The sequence below is a fragment of the Microvirga sp. P5_D2 genome, assembly GCF_054049475.1.
Genome location: NZ_JBFUMH010000067.1, coordinates 1 through 26021, shown reverse-complemented (window position 1 = coordinate 26021; position 26021 = coordinate 1). Strand labels below are relative to the sequence as shown.

The window sequence follows — 26021 nt, the reverse complement described above, 5'->3', positions numbered from 1 at the left end:
CAATAAACCAATCTTCGAGAGCGATGCCGGGATAGGAATCTTCGATGCCGGCGAAAAACTGCATGAGCTTCATGGAGTCGAAGCCCAGATCCCGCGTCAGCGACATATTCATTTCAATATGAGTGATGCTGCCTTCGGAAATCCATTTGCAAAGCGCAGCGACTTGGGCGGTGATATCCGCCTCCAGGAAATTTGCCATTATATGCCCCTTAAGTGACTTACGTTGAGTCACCCTTCAAAGCTATAGTGTAGCGTTATGAAACGATATAAATTATGATTTGAAATAATGCAAACTTACCTTTGGGAAAATGCAAAATAATACTTCTATAAATGAATTAACGTTACATTTGGTAAATGTAAATTGACTTTTGCTGGCTTCTCAACTTGCGATTAGGGCGCGCAACCTTGAATTTATCTTCTTAGGCGGACGTGGAATTGCAACGCTCCCTGCTGGTAGGATAGAGACGCGCTAACCTTTGCCGGAACCGTCCGCCGCAGGGGGATCTTCGCTTGAGCACAGTCATGAAGCCGCCTTCGAAGCTGCCGGGCCGGTCGACCAAGACGGCCTTCGACCGGATYGATCTTCTGATCCTTGAAGCCCTGCGTCGGAACGGGCGCATCACCTATCAGGCTTTGTCGGATCAGGTCGGCCTGTCGCCGCGTCCCTGTCTCGAGCGGGTGAAACGGCTGGAGCAGAAGGGCGTCATTCGTGGCTTCACGGCCCTGGTGGAGCCCGCAGCTCTCGGCCACGACATCATCGCGCTCGCCGGGATCAGCATGCGTGATCCGTCCACCGCCACCCGGCAGCGGCTGGAGCGGGCATTCATGGCACATCCCTCGATCGTCGAGCTGCAGGTGGTGAACGGCGAATACGACTACATCGCCCGCATCGTCGCGCCGACGCTTGCTGCCTATGAGGCCCTGACCGAGGCCTTTCTGGCGGATACCGGCTTCGGCATCGGGCGCATCCACACCACCTTCGTTCTCAAGACCCTCAAGAGCTTCGACGGCTATCCCGTGTTCGACAGCGAGGATTGACGACGAAAAGCCCAGCGCACGACAGAAACGGCTGCGCCAGCTCCCAAATTCAGCCTCCATGACGACAGCACAATCATAAGCTTGTCCATGGAGGAACCCATGGACAGCATCGCGCTCGAAAAATCCGTCACTGCCGCCAACTACGATTCCCTTCCGGTCGTCCTGAGGGAGGCGAAAGGCGTCTGGGTTCATGACACCGAGGGCCGGCGCTATCTCGACATGATGAGCGCCTATTCGGCGGTCAGCCTCGGCCATTCGCATCCGCGCATCCTCAAAGCGATGATGGACCAGGCCTCGAGACTCGCCGTCACGAGCCGCGCCTATCACACGGAGCTTCTCGGGCCGTTCCTGGAGCGCCTCGTCGCGATCTCCGGCCTCGACATGGYCCTGCCCATGAACACGGGCGCGGAAGCCGTCGAGACCGCCATCAAGGCGGCGCGGCGCTGGGGCTATCGCTCGAAGAAGATCGCCAAGGATCAGGCGGAGATCATCGTCGCCAACAACAATTTCCATGGCCGCACGACCACTATCGTCGGCTTCTCCTCGGACGAATCCTACCGCGACGGCTTCGGCCCGTTCTCCGGCGGCTTCAGGCTGGTGGATTTCGGCGATGCGCAGGCCGTGGAGCGGGCGATCACGCCCAATACCTGCGCCGTGCTGATCGAGCCCATACAGGGCGAGGCGGGTATCGTGGTGCCGCCTGAAGGCTATCTCAGGGATCTGCGGGCTATCTGCAACAAGCACAATGTGCTGCTGATCCTCGACGAGGTTCAATCCGGCCTCGGACGCACCGGCCGCTGGTTCGCGCATCAGCATGAGAACATCAAGCCGGACGGGCTCATTCTGGGCAAGGCGCTTGGCGGCGKCGTTTACCCGGTCTCAGCGTTTGTCGGCACGCAGGCCCTGATGAGCGTGTTCGATCCCGGCTCCCACGGTTCCACCTTCGGCGGTAACCCCCTTGCCGCACGGATCGGAATGGAGGCGCTCGCGGTTATCGAAGATGAGCACCTTGTGGAGCGCAGCGCCGAAATGGGCGGCTATCTCCTCAACCGGCTGCGCGCCATGCGCAGCAACATCGTGAAGGACGTGCGCGGACGTGGCCTGTGGATTGGCGTCGAGGTCGACGCCAATGCCATCCCGGCTCGCGCGGTGTGCGATGCGCTTCTGAAGGACGGCATCCTCTCGAAGGACACGCACGGCACCGTCCTGCGCTTCGCGCCGCCGCTCACTATCACGCGCGACGAGATCGATTGGGGAATGGAACGCATCGAGCGGGTTTTCGCCCGCGTCGTCCATTGAACGAGGGAACGACAAGAATGGCTCAGAATCTGAAGAAGAAGACGGACCCGGCAACTCGTGAGCAGCGTCTTGAGGCTTATCAGCCGCTGTCAGGCATGGTGCTGCCGCGTTTCGCCGGCATCTCCACATTCATGCGGCTGCCTCATATCGCACCCACGCAGGCTCCTGGTGAGATCGACATCGCCATCCTCGGCATCCCCTTCGACGGCGCCACCACCAACCGGCCCGGCGCGCGCCTGGGGCCGCGCCAGGTGCGCGACGCTTCCTCCCTCATGCGCCTCGTGAATTACGGGACGCTGGTGGCACCCTACGATCTGTGCGCCTGCGCGGATGTGGGCGATGTGCCCGTCAACCCCATCGACGTTCTGGACACCCTGCGCCGCATCGAGGCAGAGGTCGGCTATCTCCATCAGGGCGGCGTCACGCCTCTGTCCATAGGCGGCGATCACATCATTTCCTATCCGATCCTGCGGGCGCTCGCGACCAAGGGTCCGCTCGGCATGGTCCATATCGACGCGCATAGCGATACGGGCGACACGTTCTTCGGCGGGCAGAAGTTGACCCACGGCACTCCCTTCCGCCGCGCCATCGAGGACGGAGTTCTCGACCCGAAGCGCACGGTGCAGATCGGCATTCGCGGCACGATGTATTCCACGGACGAGCGGGAATGGGCACTCGATCAGGGCATCCGCATCATCGACRTGGAAGAGGTGGTGGAGAAGGGCATTCCCTATGCCATCACTGAAGCCCGCCGCGTGGTGGGCATGGAGCCGACGTATTTCACCTTCGACATCGATTCCATCGATCCGGCCTTCGCGCCCGGCACCGGCACACCTGAGATCGGCGGTTTTACGAGCCGTGAGGCATTGCAGCTCGTGCGCGGCTTCCGCCATCTCAACCTGATCGGCGCCGACATGGTGGAAGTCTCGCCACCCCTCGACCAGTCCGGCAACACCGCACTGGTGGGCGCATCCATCGCCTTCGAGCTTCTGTGCCTTCTCGCCGAAGCGCGGAATGAGCGCAGTGCGAAGGATGGACAGCTGAGCGTGGTTTAAAGCGGCGGGCGGCGCATGCATTGCTGCGCCGTTGCCGAAATCCGCTTGTCGTCTTCGGGTGTGGCTTGATCCCTCAAAAGACGCTGCCACAAATCCCTCTGTGGCAGCGCTTCCGTGATGCATGAGCACACGGAAGGGCAGGTGGCCGGATTGCCGTTCTGCTGCAGGCAGATCTCCTGGCAGGCCGCGACAGGCGAAGGCCCCGTCATCTGCGACACGCCGTAGAGAAGGCCGAGCAGGACGAGCTGGTGGATCAGGTAGATCGGCAGGCTCTTTCGTCCGGCCCATATGAAAGTTCGCGTGACGGCATCACAGGCTCTCCAGCGCGCGAGTGCCATCGTTGCCTGTCGCGACACGAGCATCTTGCCGGTCGCGACGCCGATCAGCACGGCGCCGAACCAAGGGAAGATCGGCACGTAATCGTTCGTCACAGGATCGTTCGCGCCGAGCCCCAGCCAATCGAGATACGGTGCATCGAGGGCAGGGCTCGTGAAGAGCCACGGCGCGGCAAGGCAGAACGCGGCAGCGATGAGAGTGAGGACAGGGTGCAGCCTTAAAAATGGCAGCGCCAGCAGGCTCGACACGGCGATGCAGTGCAGAATGCCGAAGAAAATATAGCTCTGCGGAAAAGCGAAGAACGTGACGAGGCTGACGGCAAGCGCCGCGCCGCCGACCTTCAGAACCCGCTTGAGGAACGGCAGTTTCCGGAAGCCCTGCGCATGGGCCAGCGCCAGCCCGACACCTGCGAGCAGCAGGAACGAGCCGGCGATCCCGCGCGCGAACCAGCGCCATGCGGGCACATGCAGGATGTTGGTCTCGATCAGCTTGTAGAAGCTCAGATCCCAGCTGAAATGGTAGACGATCATGGCCGCGATCGCGAGGCCGCGCGCCACATCGATGGCGTCCCAGCGCTGAGACGCGACTTTCCTGGCCTGGGTGGCGGAAATATTTTCGTGCTCCGCGGTCGCCTGGGCTTGAGAGAAATCTGAACTCACGTGGTCTTGTCCTGTCTGTCAGGGGCATTTTTGTCTTGAGGCCATGTCCTATATGGGTGACATGACCGAGAACCTCGCCGCGTCAATCGCCACATTGCAGGAAATGATTCAAGAGGCCCGCATCGTCGCCGGTTTCACCGGCGCGGGCATCTCGACCGAAAGCGGCGTGCCCGACTTCCGCTCGCCGAACAGCCCTTGGATGCGCAACAAGCCGATCCCTTTCGAGCATTTCGTGCAGAGTGCGGACGCCCGGCGCGAGGCTTGGCGGCGCAAGTTCACGATGGACGACCTCTACCGCGATGCGCAGCCGAGCAAAGGGCATGTCTGCATTGCCTCAATGATCGCATCTGGCCAGATGCCTGCCGTCATCACCCAGAATATCGATGGACTGCACCAGGCCGCAGGCCTGTCCGACGATCAGGTGATCGAACTTCACGGCAACGGAACTTACGCCAAATGCCTGTCTTGCGGGCGACGGCATGAACTCGACTGGATCCGTGAACGGTTCGAAGCCACAGGTGAGCCGCCCGAATGCGTGGCCTGCGGCGGTGTTCTGAAGTCCGCAACAATATCCTTCGGCCAGGCGATGCCCGAGACCGAAATGCGCCGGGCGCAGAAGCTGATCTCGGCTTGTGACCTCTGCCTCGTGCTCGGATCCTCGCTGGTGGTCTACCCGGCAGCGGCTTTTCCGGCCTTCGCCAAGGAGAACGGAGCGGCCCTGGTGATCGTGAATCGTGAGCCGACGCCGCTCGACGATGTGGCGGATCTCGTCATCCGCGCAGAAATTGGCGCCGTCCTGTCCAGTTTTATCTCGTAGTTTCAATAACCTCGCCTTTTGCCGAAAATTTCATCGTCCCAAAAGGGCGCTTTCAGGCTTTCCATGAGTCAGGACGATGTTATCTTCTTCTTAAGAATCTGGGTCTTTGATTCGAGTTTGGGTTTCTGCATGACTGGCGATTACGGCTCCAAGTCCTTCAATCTTCGAGAGGAAACCTCCTCTCTCGATCAGGGTCGCCGCGAGGTTGCCCAGCCTGGTCCGGACGAAAGCACACTTGAACTCGTTCAGGTGAGTGGCCGGATCAAGTGGTTCGATGTGGCAAAAGGCTTCGGCTTCATCGTTCCCGACAACGGCATGCCCGACGTCCTCCTCCACGTGACCTGCCTGCGCAGGGACGGCTATCAGGCCGCGAACGAGGGCGCCCGCATCGTTGTCGAGGCTGTCCATCGCCCGCGCGGCCTGCAGGCCTTCCGCATCCTCTCCCTGGATGAATCCACGGCTTTGCACCCGTCCGAGCTGCCGCTGCCCCGCACCCATGTGCAGGTGGTGCCGACCAGCGGGCTGGAGCCTGCCGTCGTGAAGTGGTTCAACCGCTTGCGCGGCTTCGGCTTCCTCACCCAGGGCGAGGACAAGCCGGATATCTTCGTGCACATGGAGACGCTGCGACGCTACGGCATTGCGGAGCTGAAACCCGGCGAACAGGTCTATGTGCGCTTCGGCGACGGCTCGAAGGGCCTCATGGCGGCGGAGGTTCGCCTGGCCGAGATGAACCTGCCTCACTCCCACTGATAGGCTCAAGCGTGCTGAAGTTCTCCCGGTTGGGCCTCCCGGTCATCGGTCTCGCCTTCATGCTGGCGGGGGCCGCCTATGCGCAGGCTCTCGAAGCCCTGTCCATTTTCCCCCAGGGAGGCCAGCGCCAAAGCTTCCAGGTCGAGGTTGCCCGCAACGATGCGGACCGGGCCCAGGGCCTGATGTATCGCCGCTCCATGCCGGCGAACCAGGGCATGCTGTTCGATTTCGGCCGGGTCGAGCCGGTCTCCATGTGGATGCAGAACACTTATCTGCCACTGGACATGCTGTTCGTCCGCCAGGACGGTACCATCGCCCGCATCGCCGCCAACACGGAACCTTTGTCCACCCGCACCATTCCTTCAGGCGAACCGGTGCTGGCCGTTCTCGAGCTGAACGCCGGCACGGCGGCCCGCCTGGGGATCAAGCCCGGGGACCGGATCGAGCATCCGCTATTCAAGCGGTAGAGTTCTTGTGCTTGGACATTCCTGGCGCTTGCTGAAGCCAGGGGTCCGTGATAGCGAAAAGCCTGGCCGGTGCCGAGAGGCGGGGTGTAGCGCAGTCTGGTAGCGCATCTGCTTTGGGAGCAGAGGGTCGCGGGTTCAAATCCTGCCGCCCCGACCATCCACCGACCACGTCTTGGAGAGAGTGCCGAAATCGATGCCCGCACGGATTTTTAAGCCCGCCAAATCCGCAATGCAGTCCGGCATGGCCCGGACCAAGCAATGGCTCCTGGAGTTCGATCAGGACAAGCCGCGCGAGATTGAGCCGCTCATGGGCTGGACCAGCTCGGGCGATACCCGCCAGCAGCTGCGCCTGTGGTTCGACACCAAGGAAGAGGCGATGGCCTATGCCGAGCGCGAAGGCATTGCCTACCGCGTGGAGGAGCCGCACGAAGTGAAGCGGCGGACCATGGCTTACTCGGACAATTTCAAATTCAATCGCGTCGGTCCCTGGACGCACTGATTTTCAGGCCTCGCGCCCGACGGCCCCTTAGCTCAGCTGGATAGAGCAATTGCCTTCTAAGCAATAGGTCGCAGGTTCGAGCCCTGCAGGGGTCGCCAATAATTATATGGGCTTAGCCCGCTTGCGCCTTCCCATTCAGCCAAGGCGCTTGATATTCGCTCTGACCCTCCTGCGATATCCCCTGACCACTTTATGGGCCGTGCCACCCATGGCTACGGTGGTGGCCGCTTCGCCGAAGGCTGCCATCTTCTCTGTAACCATTCGGAGGTTTTCGGCTGGTGATCCTTGGCCCAGCGCCATCTGCGACATGCGAGTCCAGACCACGCTTTGGGCCTCAAGCCCAAGCATTGCGGTCTCAATGCTTAACCGGATCCAAGAAGGGAACATCTATTCACTCTAACTGAGATGGGGATTGTCAACGTGAGACAGTCTTAATCGATCCCAGTCCATTTGTATCGCACCGGCTTCTTTTCTCGAATCCTAAAAGAAAGGGTGGCGGCGGCTGCCTCAATCCAACTTCGTTGACTGTTTGAGGAAATGAGTGGTTGGGCCTGAGCGTACATATGTGGGCGAGCAAATTTGCTTCCGCTGCTGATAAACTGAGTGGAGGCAGGGGGCAGTTGGTAGTTGGCACAATGACTAAGACTAATCCTCCACCCATCGTGCTCTCCGTGCATGCCAACGGCCGACATGCATTCAGCAAAGTCCCCAAGGACGTCATTCGCCTGATTGAGAATTGGGGCGTCGAAGGTGATGTGCACGCCGGTTCGACGGATCGGCACCGCTTTCACATGAGGCGCTTCGGGCAGATTCCGAATCTGCGGCAGGTCCACCTCATCCAGTCGGAGACGCTGGAGCATGTGGGCACCAAGGGCCACATCGTCCGCCCTGGCGACCTTGGAGAAAACATCTCCACGAAAGGTGTGGATCTTCTAGCGCTGCCAACCGGCACGAGGTTGAGGCTTGGCCCGGAGGCGGTCATCGAGCTGACCGGTCTCCGTAACCCCTGTGTCCAGATCGAAAAGTTTCAGCCTGGGCTTGTTCAGCATCTCGTCGAGCGCCAGCCTGCGGGGCTGGTCCGCAAGGCCGGCGTCATGAGCATCGTGCTCAAGGGTGGAGAAGTGAAGCCCGGCGACACGATCATTATCGAGAAGCCGCCGCTTCCGCATATCCCGCTGATTTACGTAAAGCCGACTGCTGGGCGCGTGAAAGCCGACGATAAGATTTAAGCCTGCGACCCTCTGCTCCCAAAGCAGATGCGCTACCAGCCCGCGATCACGGCTCCCTTGAAGCGCTTGTCGATGAATTCCTTCACGTTGTCGTGCTGGAAGGCGGCGACGAGCTTCTTGACCCATGGCTTGTCGACGTCTTGGCGGCGCACGACGACCTCGCAGATGTACCGGGACTGCGGGCCCTCCCGCACGAGGGATTCAAGCGGGTTGAGGCCTGCCTGAAGCGCGTAGTTGGTGTTCACCGCGGCGGCGTGGACGTCATCCAGCGAGCGGGCGAGCTGGGCTGCTTCCAGCTCGATGAATTTGATATTCTTGGGGTTCTCGACGATGTCGAAGGGTGTGGCCTTGAAGCCCACATTGGGCTTCAGCTTGATCAGGCCCGTCGTCTCCAGAAGCAGGAGCGTCCTGGCCTCATTGGCCGGGTCGTTGGGAATCGCGATGGTCGCTCCCGTGGGGATATCGCTCACCGTCTTGTAGCGCTTCGAATAGAAGGCGATGGGCACGAGTATAGTCTTGCCGACAGGAACGAGGTCGAACCCTTGCGCATCGATCTGGGCTTGGAGGAATGGCCTATGCTGGAAGGAATTCGCATTCAGATCGCCGGCGGCGAGCGCCGCGTTCGGGCCGACGAAATCGCTGAACTCGATGGTCTCGATGGTCAGGCCATCGCGCGCCGCATTGGCCTTGGCCACGTCGAGAACCTCGGCGAAGGGGCCGGCTGTCGTGCCGACCTTGATCGTCTCGGCCATGGCGGAAAGGCTGAGGAGAGACAGGCACGAGGCCGCAAGCAAGCGCTTCAACATAGGGTTCTCCGATAGGCGGTGTCGTTGGATTGAAGCGACTTTGGTGATCGAGAGCGTTCTATGTCAAGTACACGTTCGAAAAAAAGAACGACGTTTAGACATAGGTCTAACGCAACGACACGCGGCCGCTTTTGGCGTTTTATATGGTGAAACGTGGGCGGTTCGACTCGGCTCAACCAGTTTCAAGGCGCTTTACAATCGCGGAACCTGTTCTTTATAAGGAACCATAGAAAGCGACCGCCGAACAGTGAAGGTTCCGATGAAAAAGCAGATTAGGCTCAATGCGTTCGATATGAACTGCGTCGGCCACATCCAGCACGGCCTCTGGACACACCCTCGGGACCGTTCGACTGCCTATAACACCATCGAGTACTGGCAGAACCTCGCACGCACGGCCGAACGCGGTTTGTTCGACGGTATCTTCCTGGCCGATATCGTGGGTGTCTACGACGTCTATAAGGGTGGACCCGCACCATCTATCGAGAACGCGGTGCAGGTGCCGGTGAACGATCCGCTGCTCGTGGTCCCAGTCATGGCGGCCGCGACCAAGCACATCGGGTTCGGCGTGACCTGCAACCTGACCTACGAGACGCCCTATCTCTTCGCSCGCCGSATGTCGACGCTCGATCACCTCACCGRCGGMCGYATCGGCTGGAACATCGTSACCGGCTATCTCGACAGCGCCGCCAAGGCCATGGGCTACGACGCGCAGCGCGAGCATGACGACCGCTACGACGTCGCCGACGAGTTCATGGAGGTGGTCTACAAGCTCTGGGAAGGCAGCTGGGAGAACGACGCGGTCCTGCGCGACCGTGAGCGCAGGATCTATGCCGATCCGAACAAGGTGCACCGGGTGCAGCATGCAGGCCGGCACTACCGCATGGACGGTGTCCACCTCTCAGAGCCGTCGCCACAGCGCACGCCGGTTCTTTATCAGGCGGGAGCCTCCGCGCGCGGCAAGGACTTCGCGGCAAGCCACGCGGAATGCGTGTTCCTTTATGGTCCGAGCAAGGATCATACCCGAAAGGCGGTGCAGGATGTTCGCGATATCGCCGCGAAGCAGGGGCGGGATCCGGAAGGCGTGAAGTTCTTCCTCGGGCGCGCCATCGTCGTCGGCCGCACGCGCAAGGAGGCGGAGGAGAAGTACGAGGAATACCACCGCTATGCGAGCGCAGAGGGCGCGCTGGCGCATTTCTCGAGCACGGTCGGAATCGACTTCTCGAAGCAGGATCTCGACGAGCCGCTGCAATACCAGAAGTCCAACGCCATGGCCTCCATGCTCGAAGCCTTCACCCGCGACAGCTCGCAGGTCTGGACCCTGCGCAAAATCTTCGGCGAGAAGGGTCTCGGCGCACGCAATCCGCCGCTCGTCGGCTCGGCCGAGGAGATCGCGGACGAGTTGCAGTCCTGGGTGGAGGAGACCGGTGTCGATGGTTTCAACATCAGTCGGGTGGTGACACCGGAGACGCTGGAGGACTTCGTCGATCTCGTGGTGCCGATCCTGCAGGAGCGGGGCATCTACAAGCGTGATTACGAGGCGGGCACGCTGCGCGAGAAATTGTTCGGTGCAGGTCATGCGCATCTGCCGGACAACCATCCTGGCGCAGCCCACCGCCATGGGGCGCAGAACATCGATGCGGCTGAATAACCGGCCGCTGCGAGGGGTCATGACATCACCGACTGAGTTCAAGCAGGCGATGCGCCATCTGGCAGGCGGCGTCAGCATCATCGCCACGGAACATGAAGGCGTCCGCGCGGGTCTTGCCGCGACGGCGGTCTGCTCGGTCTCGGCGGATCCGCCGACAATCCTGATCTGCATCAACTCCACCGCGAGCGCTCACGATCCGATTCAGGAAAGCGGCCGGTTCTCGGTGAATCTCCTCGCCAGCGATCACGACCGCATCGCGCGGGGCTTTTCCGGGCAGGATGGGGTCAAGCGCGAGGAGCGGTTCTCTCTGGGCTCATGGGCGCCACTCGTGACCGGCGCGCCGGTTCTGGAAACCGCACTCGCGAGCTTCGACTGCACCGTAACCGAAGTGGTGAAGATGTCCACGCACAGCGTGTTCTTCGGCGCGGTCGAGGGCATTGCATCGCGCAATGCGGCAAAGCCGTTAATCTATGCGCATGGCACCTTCGGCACGTTCTCCGCCGACAATGCCGGTTTATGGTGGTAGGTCCGGGCTAATCCGCGCCGGCGGTCGATGGCTCCGGCACGATGGCCGAGACGGGCTGCGACGTATCCTTCTTGAGGGTCTGTTCCCGCGCGAAGATGAACAGGCCCGCCCCGACAACGATGGCGATGCCCACGAGAGCGAGCGCATCGGGCCATTCATCGAAGAACAGCGCGCCGATGGCGAGAGCCCACAGGATCTGGCTGTATTGGGCAGCGCCGATGCGATCCGCCGGCGCGTAGGTGGTAGCGACGATGAAAAGCGCTTGGGCGACGAAGGCTGTCGCGGCGAAGGCCAGAAGCAGAATCCATTGATTCAGATTGGGCCAGAAGAAACCGGGGATCATCAGAATGCCCGCGATGATCGTGGTGCCGAGAAACACGCTGCCGATGAGCGCATAGCGCTTTTCCGTCGTGCCGATCATCCTCCCCATGATCACGCCGCCTGCCGCGCAGAGCGCGCCGGCAATGGCCGCGAGGTGGCCGGGCAGAAGCTCCTTGAACCCGGGGCGAACGATGATGAGAACGCCGATGAAGGCGGCACAGACCGCAAGCCCGCGTCGCCAGCGCACCTTTTCCTTCAGCACGAAGATGGACAGCACCGTCACGAGGCTCGGCATGAGGAAGAGCAGCGCGAAGGCCTCGGCGAAAGGCAGGCTCGTGAAGGCCATGACGCTCAAAGGCGTCGTGACGGCGATGAAGAACACGCGCAGCGTCATCAGCCAGGGGCGGTTCCAACGGACGAGATCCTGGAGCTTGTCGCCCGGCTTCATGAAGGCGGGAGAGAGCGCAAGGGGAATGAGATAGCCGAAGAAGGTCACCTCGAAGGGGTCGAGATCATGGCCGATGGTCTTCACCACCGCATCGCCCCAGGCAAAGACCGCAAAGGCAAGGAAAGCAAGGACGATGCCTTTGACCATTCGGATGTCTCAAAGAAAATTATTCTGCAATGATAACTTATATCCCCATGGATAGACAGAGAACCCGCCAGCACGGACCCATGGGAGTCGAAATGCCTGATCAGCGCGCCATGAGGCGAGGGCGGCGGCGCTCCACGACGACGACCTTGGCGCCATCGGCACGCTCGATGCTGTGCGCGCGCTCGGGACGGCGCGTCTGCGCGGCCGATTGCAGGACAACAGGACGGACCTCATCCTCGGACATGCCCATGRGCTGAGCGGCGATCTCAATCTGGCCTTCGATGTCATCGGTCAGGCCCTGCGCTGCGATGATGGCCTCATCGAGCGCCGGGGGCTCGACGCGCGTGACGCGGCGGCCCTGAGGGGTCGGCTTTTTCTTTGTTCCAAGCATTCCGCTTCTCCTGTGCACCCCCATAACGTATGAGTCTTGAGTTTGTGCAATGCACAAGCGAGACAGCAGGGATGCGCTGAACGCAAGTTGAAGACGTTCAGGGCCTCACGGGAGGGGACATTCCCGATTGCCTGCCGTGCATTGAACCTAATTGACGTTGTCCCAACAAACGAACGCGCATAAGGGCGTTTTCAAGCCGTTTCACCTCTCTTAAGAGGTGTCGCGGCCACAACGTTCCCGCAGAAACATGGAAAGGCGTCCCGGTGTTTACAGCCAAAATCCTCCTCCTGGGCTCGGGCGAACTCGGCAAGGAATTCGTGATCTCCGCGAAACGCTACGGGTGCCATGTGGTGGCCTGCGATTCCTATGCCCAGGCTCCGGCCATGCAGATGGCCGACGAGGTGGAGGTCTTCTCCATGCTCGACGCCGATGCCCTGCGGGCCGCCATCGAGAAGCACCGGCCGGATTTCATCGTTCCCGAGGTCGAGGCGATCCGCACTGAAGTGCTGCAGGAATTCGAGGACAAGGGCTTCACCGTCGTCCCGTCCGCCCGCGCGGCGTCGCTCACCATGAACCGGGACCGCATCCGCGAGGTTGCCGCCGCCGAACTCGGGCTGCGCACGTCCAAATACCGCTATGCGGAGAGCCTGGATGAGGTGAAAGCTGGAGCCGAGCACACGGGGTTTCCCTGTGTGATCAAGCCGGTCATGTCCTCTTCCGGCAAGGGGCAGAGCACGGTCCATTCCGTGGAGGAGCTGGAGAAGGCCTGGGAATATGCGGTGGCCAACATGCGCGGCGACCGGCGCAAGGTGATCGTCGAGGAGTTCGTTGCCTTCGAATATGAAATCACGCTCCTGACGATCCGCGGCCGCGACGGCGTTTCCTATTGCGCGCCCATCGGGCACCGGCAGGAGCGCGGCGACTACCAGGAATCCTGGCAGCCGACTCCGATGACCGACAAGCTGCTGACCGATGCGCAGGACATGGCGAAGAAGGTCGTCGACAATCTTGGTGGCTACGGAATTTTCGGCGTCGAGTTCTTCGTGACCAAGGACGAGGTGATCTTCTCCGAACTGTCGCCCCGGCCGCACGATACGGGTCTGGTGACTCTCCTATCCCAGAACCTGTCGGAGTTCGACCTGCACGCGCGTGCCGTTCTCGGCCTGCCGATCCCCGAAATCCGCCTGCACGGACCGACGGCCTCGGCTGTCATTCTGGCGAATCGGGAGTCCGATAAGTTCATCATCGAAGGGCTCGCCGATGCGCTGGCGCTCGGGTCGCGCGAGGGCGATGTCGAAGTCCGGCTCTTTGCCAAACCGACGACGCGCCCCTATCGGCGCATGGGCGTGGCTCTGGCGGCGGGCAAGACGGTCGATGAGGCTCGGGCGAAGGCGTGCGAGGCGGCCTCCCTCGTCAGGATTCGATATGACGTCTAGGATCGCGCCTCGGTCTCCTTAAGACCCTGCAATCGGGGGCTTTTCTCCCCGTGACCGAGACGCCACACCACCAAACTGTTTAAACTATGTGTATGGCGTCTTGTTCGACCTGTTCTAAATTAAGGGAAAGCGTGTTGCTGCAATAATAAGGGGAGCTGGCGAAGGTCCGGCACAAACCATTGAAATCCATCAACTTCGAGGCTCTTTTCCGCGCGTCTCCCAATCCGTATGTGCTGCTCAATCCTACGCTTGTAATCATGGGGATGAACGAGGCCTATCTTCAGGTCACCATGAGGAAGCGGGAGGATCTGATCGGGCGCAACATGTTCGATGCCTTCCCCAGCGACCCGGATTCAGACAGCTACAGACAGCTCAGGGACTCGTTCTCGCGAGTCATTCGAGAGAGGGTGACGGATCACCTTCCGATCATCGAGTATGCGATCCCGCTGCCGGACGGGCAGGGACTCGAGGAAAGGTTCTGGAGCGCCACGCACACGCCGCTCTTCGATGAAAAGGGCGAGCTGGTTTCCATTCTGCAGCACACGGTGGATGTCACCGAGCTTCATCGCCTGCGCATGCTGGCGAAATCGACGGTGATATCCTCCGGCCCTTCCGCGCTCATCGAAACCGACCTGTTCCGCCGCGCCAAGGCGGTGCAGGAGGTCAACCAATCGCTGAACAAGGAGAGGCAGCACCTGCGGGAAATATTCGAGCAGGCACCGGGCTTCGTCGCGGCGCTCAGCGGCCCCGACCACGTCTTCACGCTTGCGAATGCCGCCTATCGCACGTTGGTGGGCCGATCCGAACTCATCGGCAAGCCGGTTCGCGAGGCGTTGCCGGAAGTGGTGGGGCAGGGCTTCATTGATCTTCTCGATGGCGTCTACAACAGCGGTGAGCCCTTCGTCGGCCGGAGCGTGCGCATCCACCTCAGAATGAACCTGAACGATGGGCCCGAGGAGCGTTTCCTCGATTTCATCTACCAGCCGATCTTCAGTCATGACGGCTCTGTCTCCGGCATCTTCGTGCAGGGCCACGACGTCACCGAGCAGAAGCGCGCAGAGACGGCTTTGCGCGAGAGCGAGCAGCGGTTCAAGCTCGTGGCTGAGAGCGCTCCCGTGATGCTCTGGATGGGCGATCAATCCGGGGGCTGCGTTTATCTCAACCGTATGCAGCGGGAGTTTTGGGGCGTCGATGAGAATGGCATCAGGGATTTCACCTGGGCGTCCACGGTGCATCCTGACGATTTCGAGACCATGACCATGCCCTTCTCCACGGCGATGGAGAAGCATGAGCCGTTCATGGTCGAGGCGCGCTTCCGGCGGGCTGATGGCGAGTACCGCATTGTCCAGACCAACGCCCAGCCGCGTTTCGGCCCCTCAGGCGAATTCCTCGGCATGATCGGGGTCAACGTGGATATCACGGAGACGCGTAAGGTGGAGCAGGCGCTGAGGGAGAGCGAAGAGCGTTTCCGCGCCACCGCGAACTCCATCGACCAGATGATCTGGGCGACGCGGCCTGACGGCTTCCACGATTACTATAACGAGCGCTGGTACGAATATACTGGGGTGCCGAGCGGCTCGACCGATGGCGAAACATGGAGCGGCATGTTCCACCCCGATGACCGGGAAAGAGCTTGGGAGGTCTGGAAGCATTCTCTGGACACAGGCCAACCCTATCACATCGAATACCGGCTGCGGCATCGCTCGGGCCAGTATCGCTGGGTGCTGGGACGTGCCCAGCCCACCCGCGACGAGCAGGGGCGGATCACCCGCTGGTACGGCACCTGCACCGACATTCATGAACTCCGCCAGATGCGTGACGCGCTTCATGAGAGCCGCGAGCAGGCGATTCAGTCCGAGGGCGAGACCCGCCGCCTTGCGGCCATCCTGTCCGAGCGTGTGTCGGAGCTTGATGCCGCGAACGAGGAGATCCAGCGCTTCGCCTATATCGTGAGCCACGACCTGCGCGCGCCCCTGGTCAATGTCATGGGCTTCACGAGCGAGCTCGAAAGCGCCCAAGAGGAGCTGGAGCAGTTCTATGCCAGGGTGTCCCAATCGCATCCGGAGCTGATCACGCCCACAACCCGCGAGGTGGTCGAAAGCGACCTGGCCGAGGCGATCGGCTTCATCCGGTCCTCGACCGTGAAGATGGACAAGCTGATCAACGCCATTCTGAAGCTCTCCCGCGAAGGGCGACGGGTCCTAGCGCCGGAGCCGATCAGCATGAGGCAGCTTCTCAATGCTCAGCGTCAAAGCATGGCGCATCAGCTGCAGGAGCGGAATGTTGAACTCGTGATCGAAGCCATGCCGGATCTGGTCAGCGATCGTCTGGCGGTCGAACAGGTCTTCGGCAACCTCATCGACAACGCGGTTAAGTACGTGAGTCCCGAGCGGACGGGCAGGATCATGATCCGCGGTCAGGAGACCGGCGGCGTCGTCCGCTACGAGGTCGAGGATAACGGGCGAGGGATCGACCCGAAGGACTTCGAGCGGATTTTCGACCTGTTCCGGCGCTCCGGAATTCAGGACCAGCAGGGCGAAGGAATTGGACTTGCGCATGTGCGCGCGCTCGTGCGAAGGCTCGGCGGAACGATCTCCGTGTCCTCGCGGCTGGGCGAGGGCTCGACCTTCACGGTCGTCCTACCCAAATATATCAGCATGAGTTCAGAGGCCGCATAAGATGCCCCAGCAGCAAGCTGTCACCATCATCATGATCGAAGACGACGAGGGACATGCGCGCCTGATCGAAAAGAACATTCGCCGTGCCGGCGTGTGCAATGAAATCCGCGCCTTCCCGAATGGAACGGCGGCCCTGGCGCACATGTTCAGCGAGGAGGTGCGCACTGCCGGTCCGTTTCTGGTGCTGCTCGATTTGAACCTGCCGGACATGAACGGCGTCGATATCCTGGCGAAGTTGAAAAGCGACGAGAACCTCAGGCGTGCGCCCGTCGTCGTCCTGACGACTACGGACGACCAGCGCGAGGTGCAGCGCTGTTACGATCTCGGCGCCAACGTCTACATCACGAAGCCTGTCGAGTACGAGTCGTTCTCCCAGGCCATCCGTCAACTCGGCCTCTTCCTGTCCGTCATTCAAGTTCCCGAAGCGTTGTGAGCCAGATTCAGCCCATCCGCCTCCTCTATATCGACGACGATGCCGGTCTCGGGCGGCTGGTTGAGCGCTCGCTCGCCCGCCACGGCTTCGAGGTCTCACATGCCCTGAGCGGCGTCGAGGGCATGGAACGACTCTCCGCGTCCGAATTCGACATCATCGCCCTCGACCATTTCATGCCCGGCAAGGAAGGGCTTGAGGTTCTCGCCGACATCCAGGCCCTGGGTGATCCGCCGCCCGTCGTCTACGTCACGGGCGCCGATGAAGGGCGCATCGCGGTCGCAGCTCTGAAAGCGGGCGCGGCGGATTACGTCATCAAGGATGTGGGCGGGGTTTTTCTCGATCTTCTTCGCTCGGCCGCCGAACAGGCGCTCGAAGCCGCGCGGCTTCGGCGGGAGAAGGAAGAGGCGGAGCGTGAGGTACGCCAGGCGCGCGAGCGGGCCGAGATGCTGCTGCGCGAGGTGAACCATCGCGTGGCCAACAGCCTGCAGCTCGTGGCCTCCCTTGTCGCGATGCAAAAACGCGCCATCACGCAGGACCCTATCGTCCAGGATACGCTGACGGAGACGCAGAGCCGCATCGCCGCCATCGCGCAGATTCATCGCCGTCTCTACACCTCGAATGACGTTCGCTTCGTCGAGATGGATACCTATCTCGAAGGCCTCGTGGAGGAACTGGAAGGCGCAATGCACGCCGCCGGCCGCGAGCACAGGATCTCCCTGCTGGCGGAAGCAATCCCGATCCCGACCGACAAGGCCGTCTCCGTGGGCGTGATCGTGACGGAACTCGTCACGAACGCGTTCAAATATGCTTATCCGGAAGGCTCCTCGGGCGACATCCGGGTCACGCTTTCGGCCGCGGGCGAGAAGATCCGCTTGTCCGTCGAGGATGACGGCGTGGGCTGGAAGGGGATCGGCAAGGTTCAGGGCAGCGGATTGGGCACCAAGATCGTCAAGGCGATGGCGGCCAACCTGAAATCGGCCATCGAGTTCGACCAGCAGCACACCGGCACCCGCGCGGTTTTGTCCTTTATCGTTTGAGCGATTTTCGGCGAGAGAAGTTCGGGTCGCCTCCCTGATCTACCAAGACCGTGCTTTGCCCATGACGGATCGGGCGATCCGCTTCGAGGGCAGGGAGGTGCGCAGGCAACGCTTATGGCGATTCGTTTCCCTGATCTCTTTTGTAGGGCRAGACGGAGACCCGTGCCTTGATGGCGGCGGCGATGATGTTCAACTCCCGCTGAACGCGCTGCAACCGAGATAGAAGTTCCCCATCGCCCATGATCGGCAGGCTCTGAAGGCGCTCTTCCACGGGCGTTTCCGCGATGAACCGGCGGATCTCCTCAAGGGTCGTCGGCCCGATATTGGGAACTGTGAGCCATTGCGCATCCGAGATGCTGGCGACCTCCCGTATCGTTGGACATCGTCCCTGAAATTCCGCGAGGACCGCACCTCTGACACGGCCGGAGCATTTCTCGATTGGAAATGGATCATCCAAACCCATCTCGGTTCCTCGCATACTAACTGGGGACGCGTTTTCTGCCAGCACTGGGACCGTCTCCGATCTTGGCCTTATAGAGCCATACATGCCTATCTGTTGCCTCTGGAAAAGAGCAGAGGTCCTTACGGACATACAAGGCATGCGAATGGGGTAGTCAAAAGGGCTCACGATCTCGCGAGCGACTTACGTTGCCTTGGGGCAAGTCGAATACGGCAAAATTTCCGCATATCCGAAGGGATGATATTCTGCTTTCTATATCAGATGCGGTCTAATATTTAGAGAAAATCGGTGTTTTATCCTTCTATTGCCATATGTATGGCGATGAAATGGCACGAATACGATATGAAAAGGCGATATTACGTCCAGGAACGTATGCATGAGGCAGGAAGATTCCACTTACCAACCGTGGCGGTTATACTCCTTTTGCCCAGTTTGACCGTTGCCAAGCTGTCGATTTCAGCGCCTCCGCGCCTCTAGGATGGGCAGCGCCACAGCCTTCCTCGGCGCGTCGAATCCTCTCCAGACGGAGGGGTAAGGAGTGTTTCACTTACTGAAAGGGGCTGAGAGCGATGGATTTTTTCTGATTCCATGCATTATTAGCCGGCAACCTGATTGCCGTACCAATGCAACAGGATTAATCAGAGCGTTTACGCCGTACTAAGTCTCCTAGAGGAATCGATGTCCGCGACCACCGTCCTGATTCACCTGATGGGTGAGATTGCCCTGCTTCTGTGGGGCATCAACATGGTCAATAGCGGAGTGCAGCGCGCGTTCGGCAGCGATCTGCGTTGGATCCTCGGCGTCGGTCTCCGCACGCGCCTTCGCGCCTTCCTGGCCGGTGTCGGCGTGACGACGGTTCTCCAGAGCAGCACCGCGACGGCTTTGATGGTCGCGTCCTTCACGGCGGGCGGCGCGGTGGACATGGTGCCTGCGCTTGCGGTGATGCTGGGCGCGAATGTGGGCACGACCCTCATCGTCCAGGTGCTGTCCTTCGACATCACCCTGATTTTTCCGTTCCTGATTTTCTGCGGCTACATCGCCTACAAGCGCGGTTCGTCGAGCCGCGTGAAGGATCTGGGGCGCGTAGCCATCGGCCTGGGCTTGATGCTGCTATCGCTTCATCTCTTGAGCGAGACGATCCATCCCATCGAATCGTCGGAGGTCCTGAAGAATCTGCTCGCAGTCATCGCGCCCGATCCGCTGATCCTGGTGCTACTCGCAGGCATCTTTGCCTGGATGGCGCATTCCAGCGTCGCGGCGATGCTGTTCATCATGTCGCTCGCGACGGCAGGCGTCATCGATCCGCACGCGGCTCTCGTCATGGTGCTCGGCGCCAATCTCGGAAGCGCGGTCAATCCGATGCTGGAAGGCATGGGCGGYGACCCAGCGAAGTTCCGCGTGCCGTTCGGCAATCTCGCCATGCGCGTGATCGGCTGCGCGATTGCGTTGCCGCTCATCGATCCCGTGCTGAAATATATGGCGATGTTCGATCCCCATCCTGCGCGATTGGCGGCGAACTTCCATACACTCTTCAATATCGTGATCGCAGCTGTCTTCATCCTGCCGCTGCCCTGGATCGCGACCCTGCTGCTGAAGGCGTTCCCCGAGAAGCTGCGGGCTTCCGATCCCGGCATGCCGCAATATCTCGACAAGGATGCGCTCGACACGCCGTCCGTCGCGCTCTCCAATGCGGCCCGCGAAGTTTTGCGCATGTCGGATACCGTGGAGATCATGCTCCGCAGCTCGCAGGATCTGTTCCGCGAGGACGATATCAGCCGCGTCGCCGAGGTCAGCCGCACGGACGACGTGGTGGACCGTCTCTACAGCGCGATCCGCCGCTATCTGAGCTCGATCAACCACGAGGCCTTGAGCGAGGCGGAAGCGAGGCGCCTGTCGGATATCCTCACCTTCGCCATCAATCTCGAACATATCGGCGACATCATCGACAAGAACCTGATGGAGCTTGCCGCCAAGCGCATCAAGAACCACCTACGCTTGCCCAAGGACAGCCTGGAGGACATTATCAGCATGCACGCGAAGCTGCTGGAGCATCTCCAGCTCGCGGCCTCGGTGCTGATGTTCCAGGATATCGGCTCGGCCCGCCGACTCGTTTCCGAGAAGGAGCGGTTCCGCGATCTCGAACGCGCCGTCACCCAGAAGCATCTGGAGCAGATCCGCTCCGGCAAGACGGTGGGCGATACCAGCGCGCTTCAGCTCGACATCGTGCGCGATCTCAAGCGCATCGAGGCGCATATCGCCTCGACCGGCCATTCGCTGCTGGAGCAGAGCGGCGAGCTCAAGCCCAGCCGCCTAGTCACCTGAGGGGCTGTACCAGCCATTCTCGCGGAGTGACTTCCAATCGGCATAGCGCACCGGATCGGGCATCCCGATATCGCGGCGCAAATACTCGGAGAGGTCACCCGTGTCGAGGAACGCAGTGGTTCTGTGCGGGACCACCGGGTGGAGCCAGAGCTTCAGACGCAGCCAAGCGCTCTCGATGCCGCCGGGGCGGCGAGATTCATTGTATTTCATGACAGCCTACTGATTTTCTGAATGGCGAGGGAGGAACAGCTCCATCGTCTATGGGAATAATGTGCTCCCGCAGGCCGAACTTGACAAAGTGAAAGCCAGGAGGCTGGCATAAGGCAGCCTTATGGATCAGCCATGCCCAAAGTACCGTCCAAGCTTCCGCCCATGAGCGCCGTCAGGGTCTTCGAGGCCGCCGCGCGCCATCAGAGCTTCACCCGCGCGGCGGAGGAACTGGGCATGACCCAGGCTGCCGTGAGCTACCAGATCAAGATGCTGGAGGACCGTGTCGGAGCCCCTCTGTTCATCCGCATGCCGCGTCAGGTTTCGCTGACCGCGAAGGGGCAGCAGCTGGCGCCTGCGGTGACCAAGGCCTTCGAAMCTCTACGGGCGGCCTTCGACGGAATCGAAGAGATTGTTCAATCCGTCATTTCGCTGACCACCTTGAGCACCTTTGCGTCGAATTGGCTGATTCCGCGCCTCGGGCGTTTCCAGCAGCTGTTTCCCAACATCGCCGTGCAGGTCTCCGTCGACCAGCAGATCGTCGACTTCGCCAAGAGCGAGTTCGATATGGGAATCAGGAGCGGCTCGGGAGATTGGCCGGGGCTTGAGGCGCATCTGCTGTTTCCCAATAGATTCACGCCGGTCTGCAGTCCTGATCTCATCCGAGGTCATGTCCTCCAAGAGCCGCTGGATATCCTGAAATTCCCGATCATCTCGCCAAACGATCCCTGGTGGCGGGATTGGTTTGCCGCTGCGGGCATCCACGATCTCGACCTGTCGCGCCGGCCTGACAACTCCCTCGGCGTGCAGCAATTCGAGGGCATGGCGGCCATGGCAGGGCAGGGATTTGCGCTGGTGAATCCCAATTTCTTCCCGTCAGATCTTGCCGCCGGACGCCTCGTCCAGCCCTTCAACATCCTGGCGGCCACCGATCAGGGATATTGGCTGGTCTATCCAAAAGCGCGCAAGCGCTCCGCGAAGATCCAGGCTTTTCGGGATTGGGTGCTGAGCGAAATCGCGGGCGATGCGGAAAAGACCGCTGCGTCGGTCCAACAAAAAACCGGGGCCTCGGCCCCGGTTGCGTGAAGTTTCCTACTCGGCCGCTTCCGCGTCTGCCGGTTTGGCCTTCAGGTGCACGAGCATGTTGAGGAGTGCCCGGTCGTGAAGAACGACCATCCGCTCCTTCGGGTGCAGCCAGGCAATCGCATCGTCGATGGTTTCGGCATCCACGAGCTTGGCCTCAGCCAATGCCCGCTCCGTCTCGATCACGCCGCGCTTGCGGGGAGTCACCGGCGGCAGCATTTCGAGATGCCGCTCGCGCAAGGCCGCATCGGCATAGAGCGCCCGCAGGCTATCCTCGTCGTCGTAGCCGAAGGCGGCGTTGCGTGCCTGAAGCTCGTTCGCCCGCGTGGCGATGGCCGGGGGCTGCTTCTCCTCGGGCGTCATGAGCAGTCCGAGCCGCTTAAGGGCTAGGCCCGCGCCGAGCTGGCCGCTGAGCCAGGAAAGCGGGATCGCCAGCAGAAGGCCGAGGATGGTGGGTGACATCCACAGGAACAGCGAGGTCGCGATCATGAAGGCCGAGAGACCCGCAAGGATGCCCAGCACCGTATGGGCCCTGTGACGCCGCACGATATCCTTGAGCGGAATCGAACCGTCGTCGCGCCGTTGCGGCTGCCAGCCCGTGTCACGTCCGAGCAGAATCTGGAAGACCGAGCCGGACTGGATCAGCATCAGGATCGGAGCCACGAGCGCCGAGAGGATGATCTCGAGCAAGGACGAAATGATGAGGCGGATGCCGCCGCCGGAGGCCCGGCGATCATGGCCCTTGATAAGCATAAGAATCAGGCCGAACAGCTTCGGCGCGAGCAGGATGCCCATGGTCACGGCGAACAGCGTCAACGCGCGCTCGGGGTCGAAGCGCGGCCAGATCGGGTAGAGCCGGAAGTCGCGGGAGAAATATTCCGGCCGGATGTAGGTCGTCTGCAGCACCAGCGCGATACCGACGATCAGCTGGAACAGCCAGAAGGGCGACGCGAGATAGGACATGATGCCCGTCGCGAAGTGCTGCCGCGTAGGAATCTTGAAGCCCTTGGCGTTGACGACGCGCATGTGCTGCAGGTTGCCCTGGCACCAGCGCCGGTCGCGGGCCGACAGGTCGATGAGGGAGGGTGGGCTTTCCTCATAGGAACCGCCGAGATCCGGCAGCATGTAGACCGCCCACCCGGCGCGGCGCACCAGGGCGGCCTCTACGAAATCGTGGCTCAGGATGTGGCCACCGAAGGGCGGCTTGCCCTTCAAATCCGGCAGGCCTGCGTGGTCGGCGAAGGCCTTGGTGCGGATGATCGCGTTGTGGCCCCAGTAATTGCCGTCGCGGCCCATCCAGACGGAAAGACCCATGGCAATCACCGGCCCGGTCACGCGGGCGGCATATTGCTGGAGACGCGCGAAGAGGGTGTTGCGGTTGATGATCAGCGGCAGCGACTGGATGATGCCGGCATCCGGGTCCGCCTCCATGGCGACCGCGAGGCGCGCGATGCACTCGCCGGTCATGAGGCTGTCCGCGTCGAGAACGAGCATGTGCTCGTAATGCCCGCCCCAGCGCGACACGAAATCCGCGATGTTGCCGGCCTTGCGGTGATAGTTCTTCGCGCGGTGGCGATAATAGAAGCGTGCGTTGGGGCCCAGGCGCTCCCTTAAGGCAAGGAATGCGCGTTCTTCGGCCACCCAGGCATCCGGGTTCGTCGTGTCCGAGAGGATGAAGTAATCGAAGTGCTGGCCCAGCCCCGTCGCCTCGACCGACTCATAGATCGCTTCCAGCGCCGCATAGGTCCGGTCGGTCTGCTCGTTATAGACCGGCATGACGATCGCCGTGCGCTCCCGAAGAGAGGTCGGCAGCGGGCCGGCGTGGCGGGAGGGACGGAGCAGGGCGAAGAAGCCGAGCAGGGCGCTTGTGAACGCTACAGCGATCCAAGAAAAGTTGACCGTGAACAGTGCCACCAGGACCCACTGGAGGACGGTGGTGCGACTGACCGACACGACCTGGTACATTTCGTAAGTACCGTAGGCGGTCAGCAGCAATCCGCCACCGAACACGAAAAGCCTGGCGAGATACATTCCCAGCTTGGGGTGGTCCCGAAGCGGCTTTCGCTCCTCCGATTCCGACCAGCGCCGAAGCGACTGGGTCGGCATGTTCAGATGCTTCTCGGGAGGCATGACGGAATCGGGCCGCCCGAGGGGAGCCACGTTCTGTTTCGAATCTGGGCTTACGGTGTCCAACGATACAGCCATGTCTCGCTAATAGGTTTTCCGCCTGCTTCAAGAATGAGACGCATCTCAACCGCGTTTTCGTTGCCCGGGTCAAGCTCGAATGCGACGCGTACCGTCTTTCGTTCCGGATATGGCAAAAGTTTGAGGTTCTGGAACGTTCCCGGTCCAACGGTCAGGACGGATTTAAGGTCCTTGGGCCAATTGTCACCCAGCATATCCCCCGAAAAGTCGATGGTGAACTTCCTGCGGCGCCCGGCCGAGCCCCGGCCCACCCGAGTCGCGGCGACGGTAGCGAGCGGCGGACGCTCCGGCGAGTGCCAGCCCCAGTACTGCCGATAGGCGAAAGGCACCTCGGAGCCGGCGGCCATAGGACCTTTCGGGCGCCAATAGGTGAGAATGTTGTCGTTGATCTCGGCGTCTGTGGGAATTTCGAGAAGCTGCACGCTTCCCTGACCCCAATCACCCAAAGGCTCGATCCACAGGCTCGGGCGGCGCTCGAAGCGCTGGTCGTCGTCCTGGAAGGATTCATAGGCGCGCTCGCGCTGGAGCAGCCCGAATCCCTTGGGCGAGTTGTCCACGAAGGCCGAAATCTGCAGGGTTTCTGGATTATGCAGCGGTCGCCAGAGCCACTCGCCCTGGCCGTTCAGCATCTGGAGGCCGGACGATTCATACACGGCCGGGCGGATGTCGTCCGCCGTGCGGCGGTCGTTCGGGCCATAGAAATAGGTGGAGGCGATGGCGCCGAGGCCAACGTGATCCAGGTTGACGCGTGGGAAGAGGGTCGTCTCCACATCCACGATGGTCATGTYGCCCGGACGGAACGTCATGCGCACCGCGCCCGTCGTGGATTCGGAATCCATGACGCCGTGAATCGTGATGCTGTTGCTGCCGACCCCTGGACGCTCGATCCAGAACGCCCGGAAGGTCGGGAATTCCTCACCTTTCGCGTCGGCGGGCTTGAGGGTCAAGGCGCGGCTGATCGCGCCGTAATTCTGGCCGCGCGCCAACGCGCGGAAGAACGTCGCGCCTTGGATGATCGCGAAATCGAAGGCCTGGGTGTCACCCTGTTGCGAGATCAGGCGGAAGCCCGAGTAGCCCAAATCGGGGATGTTGTTGGGAACATTGATCCCGCCGAAATTGAACTGAGCGGGGTCGTAGCCCACCCGACGTACGTTCCCGTCCTCGACAAGGAACAGATCGACCGCGTTGCTGAACACGAAGCCACGATGCAGGGGCTCGACCGAGATTCCGCGGCCTTCCGTGCTCCAGATCGGCGGACGCAGGGACTTGATAGTGATGTATTGGTCGTAATTCAGGTTCGCGAAAGCGTCCGGCAGGTCGTTCGCCGGGGCGGCGAAGGGACGGCGGGCGAGCTGGCGCGCGATATCGACGACGACGGAGGCGTCGAAGCTTTGGTTGTTCGCCAGGCGGGCGAAGGGGGAAGTCGGAGCCGTCTGGCCCCAGACGGCAGGCGCATATGCAAGCCCGGCAACCGAAACGCCGAAATAGGCCAGCATATCGCGCCGGCGAGGATGGGAAGGGCGCGAGGGACCCTGCGAAACCGGCACTGCGATACTCTTGTGTGAACGTGGCTCTTCAGCCAGAAAATCGGGAAGACTCATGGTTTATCGTGGATCACGAGTATGAAGTAAACGAGGCAGTTCTAATTCATGCTCTTTGTTCATGAAAAGATTGCCGAATTGTCACTTCTGATCTAGCTCCACATCAGAAAGCCCACCGGATTG

25 protein-coding genes and 2 tRNA genes are annotated in these 26021 nt (G+C 61.2%); 18 read left to right on the top strand and 9 right to left on the bottom strand.

The features are described 5' to 3' along the window. Positions 1 to 199, bottom strand: a 199-nt coding sequence (locus tag ACXJKO_RS17365; RefSeq protein WP_457092341.1) for an acyl carrier protein, incomplete at its 3' end; no start/stop codon positions are given. 323 nt (positions 200 to 522) lie between these two features. Between ACXJKO_RS17365 and ACXJKO_RS17360 the strand changes: the two genes are divergently transcribed. The 3 genes from ACXJKO_RS17360 (at position 523) to speB (ending at position 3392) form a co-directional block, all read left to right on the top strand. Further along, on the top strand, positions 523 to 1038 hold the full coding sequence (locus tag ACXJKO_RS17360) for an Lrp/AsnC family transcriptional regulator (protein WP_457092340.1): 516 nt from the start codon (positions 523 to 525) through the stop codon (positions 1036 to 1038). 99 nt (positions 1039 to 1137) lie between these two features. Beyond that, complete coding sequence (gene rocD / locus ACXJKO_RS17355) at positions 1138 to 2337, top strand: ornithine--oxo-acid transaminase (protein ID WP_457092339.1); 1200 nt, start codon at positions 1138 to 1140, stop codon at positions 2335 to 2337. 17 nt (positions 2338 to 2354) lie between these two features. Next, the gene (gene speB / locus ACXJKO_RS17350; RefSeq protein ID WP_457092338.1) at positions 2355 to 3392 is read left to right on the top strand and encodes an agmatinase; all 1038 of its coding nucleotides are present in this window, start codon (positions 2355 to 2357) and stop codon (positions 3390 to 3392) included. On the opposite strand, the gene ACXJKO_RS17345 is transcribed toward speB, so the two are convergent. Further along, positions 3389 to 4387 (bottom strand): heparan-alpha-glucosaminide N-acetyltransferase, encoded by a 999-nt coding sequence (locus tag ACXJKO_RS17345; protein ID WP_457092337.1) that lies wholly within the window; start codon positions 4385 to 4387, stop codon positions 3389 to 3391. The genes speB and ACXJKO_RS17345 overlap by 4 nt on opposite strands. Before the next feature lie 43 nt (positions 4388 to 4430). On the opposite strand from ACXJKO_RS17345, the gene ACXJKO_RS17340 reads away from it, so the two are divergent. The 7 genes from ACXJKO_RS17340 to ACXJKO_RS17310 all read left to right on the top strand — a co-directional run bounded on the left by ACXJKO_RS17340 (position 4431) and on the right by ACXJKO_RS17310 (position 8149). Then, complete coding sequence (locus tag ACXJKO_RS17340) at positions 4431 to 5204, top strand: SIR2 family NAD-dependent protein deacylase (protein ID WP_457092336.1); 774 nt, start codon at positions 4431 to 4433, stop codon at positions 5202 to 5204. Between the two features lie 129 nt (positions 5205 to 5333). Continuing rightward, a complete protein-coding gene (locus ACXJKO_RS17335; protein WP_457092335.1) occupies positions 5334 to 5954 on the top strand; it encodes a cold-shock protein in 621 nt (206 codons plus the stop codon). 59 nt (positions 5955 to 6013) lie between these two features. Continuing rightward, positions 6014 to 6421 carry a DUF192 domain-containing protein gene (locus tag ACXJKO_RS17330; protein WP_457092342.1) on the top strand — a complete coding sequence of 136 codons (408 nt, stop codon included), beginning with the start codon at positions 6014 to 6016 and terminating at the stop codon, positions 6419 to 6421. Between the two features lie 80 nt (positions 6422 to 6501). After that, a tRNA-Pro gene (locus tag ACXJKO_RS17325) sits at positions 6502 to 6578 on the top strand. Positions 6579 to 6614: 36 nt separating this feature from the next. Beyond that, positions 6615 to 6920 (top strand): ETC complex I subunit, encoded by a 306-nt coding sequence (locus ACXJKO_RS17320; RefSeq protein WP_457092334.1) that lies wholly within the window; start codon positions 6615 to 6617, stop codon positions 6918 to 6920. Between the two features lie 21 nt (positions 6921 to 6941). Continuing rightward, positions 6942 to 7018 (top strand) — tRNA-Arg (locus ACXJKO_RS17315). Between the two features lie 537 nt (positions 7019 to 7555). Continuing rightward, positions 7556 to 8149 carry an MOSC domain-containing protein gene (locus ACXJKO_RS17310; RefSeq protein ID WP_457092333.1) on the top strand — a complete coding sequence of 198 codons (594 nt, stop codon included), beginning with the start codon at positions 7556 to 7558 and terminating at the stop codon, positions 8147 to 8149. Between the two features lie 32 nt (positions 8150 to 8181). Here the strand turns inward: ACXJKO_RS17310 and ACXJKO_RS17305 are convergent, their stop codons facing one another. Then, on the bottom strand, positions 8182 to 8955 hold the full coding sequence (locus ACXJKO_RS17305) for a MetQ/NlpA family ABC transporter substrate-binding protein (RefSeq protein ID WP_457092332.1): 774 nt from the start codon (positions 8953 to 8955) through the stop codon (positions 8182 to 8184). A gap of 259 nt (positions 8956 to 9214) precedes the next feature. On the opposite strand from ACXJKO_RS17305, the gene ACXJKO_RS17300 reads away from it, so the two are divergent. Both ACXJKO_RS17300 and ACXJKO_RS17295 read left to right on the top strand, forming a co-directional pair. Continuing rightward, positions 9215 to 10603, top strand: a complete 1389-nt coding sequence (locus tag ACXJKO_RS17300; protein WP_457092331.1) for an LLM class flavin-dependent oxidoreductase — start codon at positions 9215 to 9217, stop codon at positions 10601 to 10603. A 19-nt stretch (positions 10604 to 10622) separates the two neighbouring features. Continuing rightward, entirely contained in the window at positions 10623 to 11129 is a 507-nt protein-coding gene (locus ACXJKO_RS17295) for a flavin reductase family protein (protein ID WP_457092330.1), read from the top strand. A 7-nt stretch (positions 11130 to 11136) separates the two neighbouring features. Here the strand turns inward: ACXJKO_RS17295 and ACXJKO_RS17290 are convergent, their stop codons facing one another. Together ACXJKO_RS17290 and ACXJKO_RS17285 are read right to left on the bottom strand one after the other, a co-directional pair. Continuing rightward, the gene (locus ACXJKO_RS17290) at positions 11137 to 12045 is read right to left on the bottom strand and encodes a DMT family transporter (RefSeq protein ID WP_457092329.1); all 909 of its coding nucleotides are present in this window, start codon (positions 12043 to 12045) and stop codon (positions 11137 to 11139) included. 100 nt (positions 12046 to 12145) lie between these two features. Next, positions 12146 to 12436 carry a hypothetical protein gene (locus ACXJKO_RS17285; RefSeq protein ID WP_457092328.1) on the bottom strand — a complete coding sequence of 97 codons (291 nt, stop codon included), beginning with the start codon at positions 12434 to 12436 and terminating at the stop codon, positions 12146 to 12148. Between the two features lie 263 nt (positions 12437 to 12699). On the opposite strand from ACXJKO_RS17285, the gene purT reads away from it, so the two are divergent. The 4 genes from purT to ACXJKO_RS17265 all read left to right on the top strand — a co-directional run bounded on the left by purT (position 12700) and on the right by ACXJKO_RS17265 (position 18020). Next, positions 12700 to 13872, top strand: a complete 1173-nt coding sequence (gene purT / locus ACXJKO_RS17280; protein ID WP_457092327.1) for a formate-dependent phosphoribosylglycinamide formyltransferase — start codon at positions 12700 to 12702, stop codon at positions 13870 to 13872. A gap of 179 nt (positions 13873 to 14051) precedes the next feature. Further along, on the top strand, positions 14052 to 16550 hold the full coding sequence (locus tag ACXJKO_RS17275; protein WP_457092326.1) for a PAS domain S-box protein: 2499 nt from the start codon (positions 14052 to 14054) through the stop codon (positions 16548 to 16550). Position 16551: 1 nt separating this feature from the next. Then, complete coding sequence (locus ACXJKO_RS17270) at positions 16552 to 16983, top strand: response regulator (protein ID WP_457092325.1); 432 nt, start codon at positions 16552 to 16554, stop codon at positions 16981 to 16983. Continuing rightward, a complete protein-coding gene (locus ACXJKO_RS17265; protein WP_457092324.1) occupies positions 16980 to 18020 on the top strand; it encodes a sensor histidine kinase in 1041 nt (346 codons plus the stop codon). The genes ACXJKO_RS17270 and ACXJKO_RS17265 overlap by 4 nt, the downstream gene beginning before the upstream one ends. Before the next feature lie 112 nt (positions 18021 to 18132). On the opposite strand, the gene ACXJKO_RS17260 is transcribed toward ACXJKO_RS17265, so the two are convergent. Beyond that, positions 18133 to 18483 carry a hypothetical protein gene (locus ACXJKO_RS17260; protein WP_457092323.1) on the bottom strand — a complete coding sequence of 117 codons (351 nt, stop codon included), beginning with the start codon at positions 18481 to 18483 and terminating at the stop codon, positions 18133 to 18135. 675 nt (positions 18484 to 19158) lie between these two features. Here ACXJKO_RS17260 and ACXJKO_RS17255 point away from each other — a divergent pair. After that, positions 19159 to 20802, top strand: coding sequence for a Na/Pi cotransporter family protein (locus ACXJKO_RS17255; protein WP_457092322.1), 1644 nt, complete (start codon positions 19159 to 19161; stop codon positions 20800 to 20802). Here the strand turns inward: ACXJKO_RS17255 and ACXJKO_RS17250 are convergent. Next, positions 20791 to 21012 (bottom strand): hypothetical protein, encoded by a 222-nt coding sequence (locus tag ACXJKO_RS17250; protein ID WP_457092321.1) that lies wholly within the window; start codon positions 21010 to 21012, stop codon positions 20791 to 20793. The two genes, ACXJKO_RS17255 and ACXJKO_RS17250, sit on opposite strands and share 12 nt — an antisense overlap. Before the next feature lie 132 nt (positions 21013 to 21144). On the opposite strand from ACXJKO_RS17250, the gene gcvA reads away from it, so the two are divergent. Continuing rightward, the gene (gene gcvA, locus ACXJKO_RS17245; protein ID WP_457092320.1) at positions 21145 to 22095 is read left to right on the top strand and encodes a transcriptional regulator GcvA; all 951 of its coding nucleotides are present in this window, start codon (positions 21145 to 21147) and stop codon (positions 22093 to 22095) included. A gap of 6 nt (positions 22096 to 22101) precedes the next feature. Here the strand turns inward: gcvA and mdoH are convergent, their stop codons facing one another. Together mdoH and ACXJKO_RS17235 are read right to left on the bottom strand one after the other, a co-directional pair. Beyond that, complete coding sequence (gene mdoH, locus ACXJKO_RS17240; RefSeq protein WP_457092319.1) at positions 22102 to 24297, bottom strand: glucans biosynthesis glucosyltransferase MdoH; 2196 nt, start codon at positions 24295 to 24297, stop codon at positions 22102 to 22104. Next, positions 24273 to 25898, bottom strand: coding sequence for a glucan biosynthesis protein (locus ACXJKO_RS17235; protein WP_457092318.1), 1626 nt, complete (start codon positions 25896 to 25898; stop codon positions 24273 to 24275). Before ACXJKO_RS17235 ends, mdoH begins: the two co-directional genes overlap by 25 nt. Positions 25899 to 26021 lie beyond the last annotated feature (123 nt).

Excerpts from the sequence above, each read along its gene's own strand:
- ACXJKO_RS17340 (WP_457092336.1), top strand. The coding sequence starts at position 4,431 with ATGTCCTATATGGGTGACATGACCGAGAACCTCGCCGCGTCAATCGCC.
- ACXJKO_RS17335 (WP_457092335.1), top strand. The coding sequence starts at position 5,334 with ATGACTGGCGATTACGGCTCCAAGTCCTTCAATCTTCGAGAGGAAACC.
- ACXJKO_RS17330 (WP_457092342.1), top strand. The coding sequence starts at position 6,014 with ATGCTGGCGGGGGCCGCCTATGCGCAGGCTCTCGAAGCCCTGTCCATT.
- ACXJKO_RS17320 (WP_457092334.1), top strand. The coding sequence starts at position 6,615 with ATGCCCGCACGGATTTTTAAGCCCGCCAAATCCGCAATGCAGTCCGGC.
- ACXJKO_RS17310 (WP_457092333.1), top strand. The coding sequence starts at position 7,556 with ATGACTAAGACTAATCCTCCACCCATCGTGCTCTCCGTGCATGCCAAC.
- ACXJKO_RS17305 (WP_457092332.1), bottom strand. The coding sequence starts at position 8,955 with ATGTTGAAGCGCTTGCTTGCGGCCTCGTGCCTGTCTCTCCTCAGCCTT.
- ACXJKO_RS17295 (WP_457092330.1), top strand. The coding sequence starts at position 10,623 with ATGACATCACCGACTGAGTTCAAGCAGGCGATGCGCCATCTGGCAGGC.
- ACXJKO_RS17290 (WP_457092329.1), bottom strand. The coding sequence starts at position 12,045 with ATGGTCAAAGGCATCGTCCTTGCTTTCCTTGCCTTTGCGGTCTTTGCC.
- ACXJKO_RS17270 (WP_457092325.1), top strand. The coding sequence starts at position 16,552 with ATGCCCCAGCAGCAAGCTGTCACCATCATCATGATCGAAGACGACGAG.
- ACXJKO_RS17250 (WP_457092321.1), bottom strand. The coding sequence starts at position 21,012 with ATGAAATACAATGAATCTCGCCGCCCCGGCGGCATCGAGAGCGCTTGG.
- mdoH (WP_457092319.1), bottom strand. The coding sequence starts at position 24,297 with ATGGCTGTATCGTTGGACACCGTAAGCCCAGATTCGAAACAGAACGTG.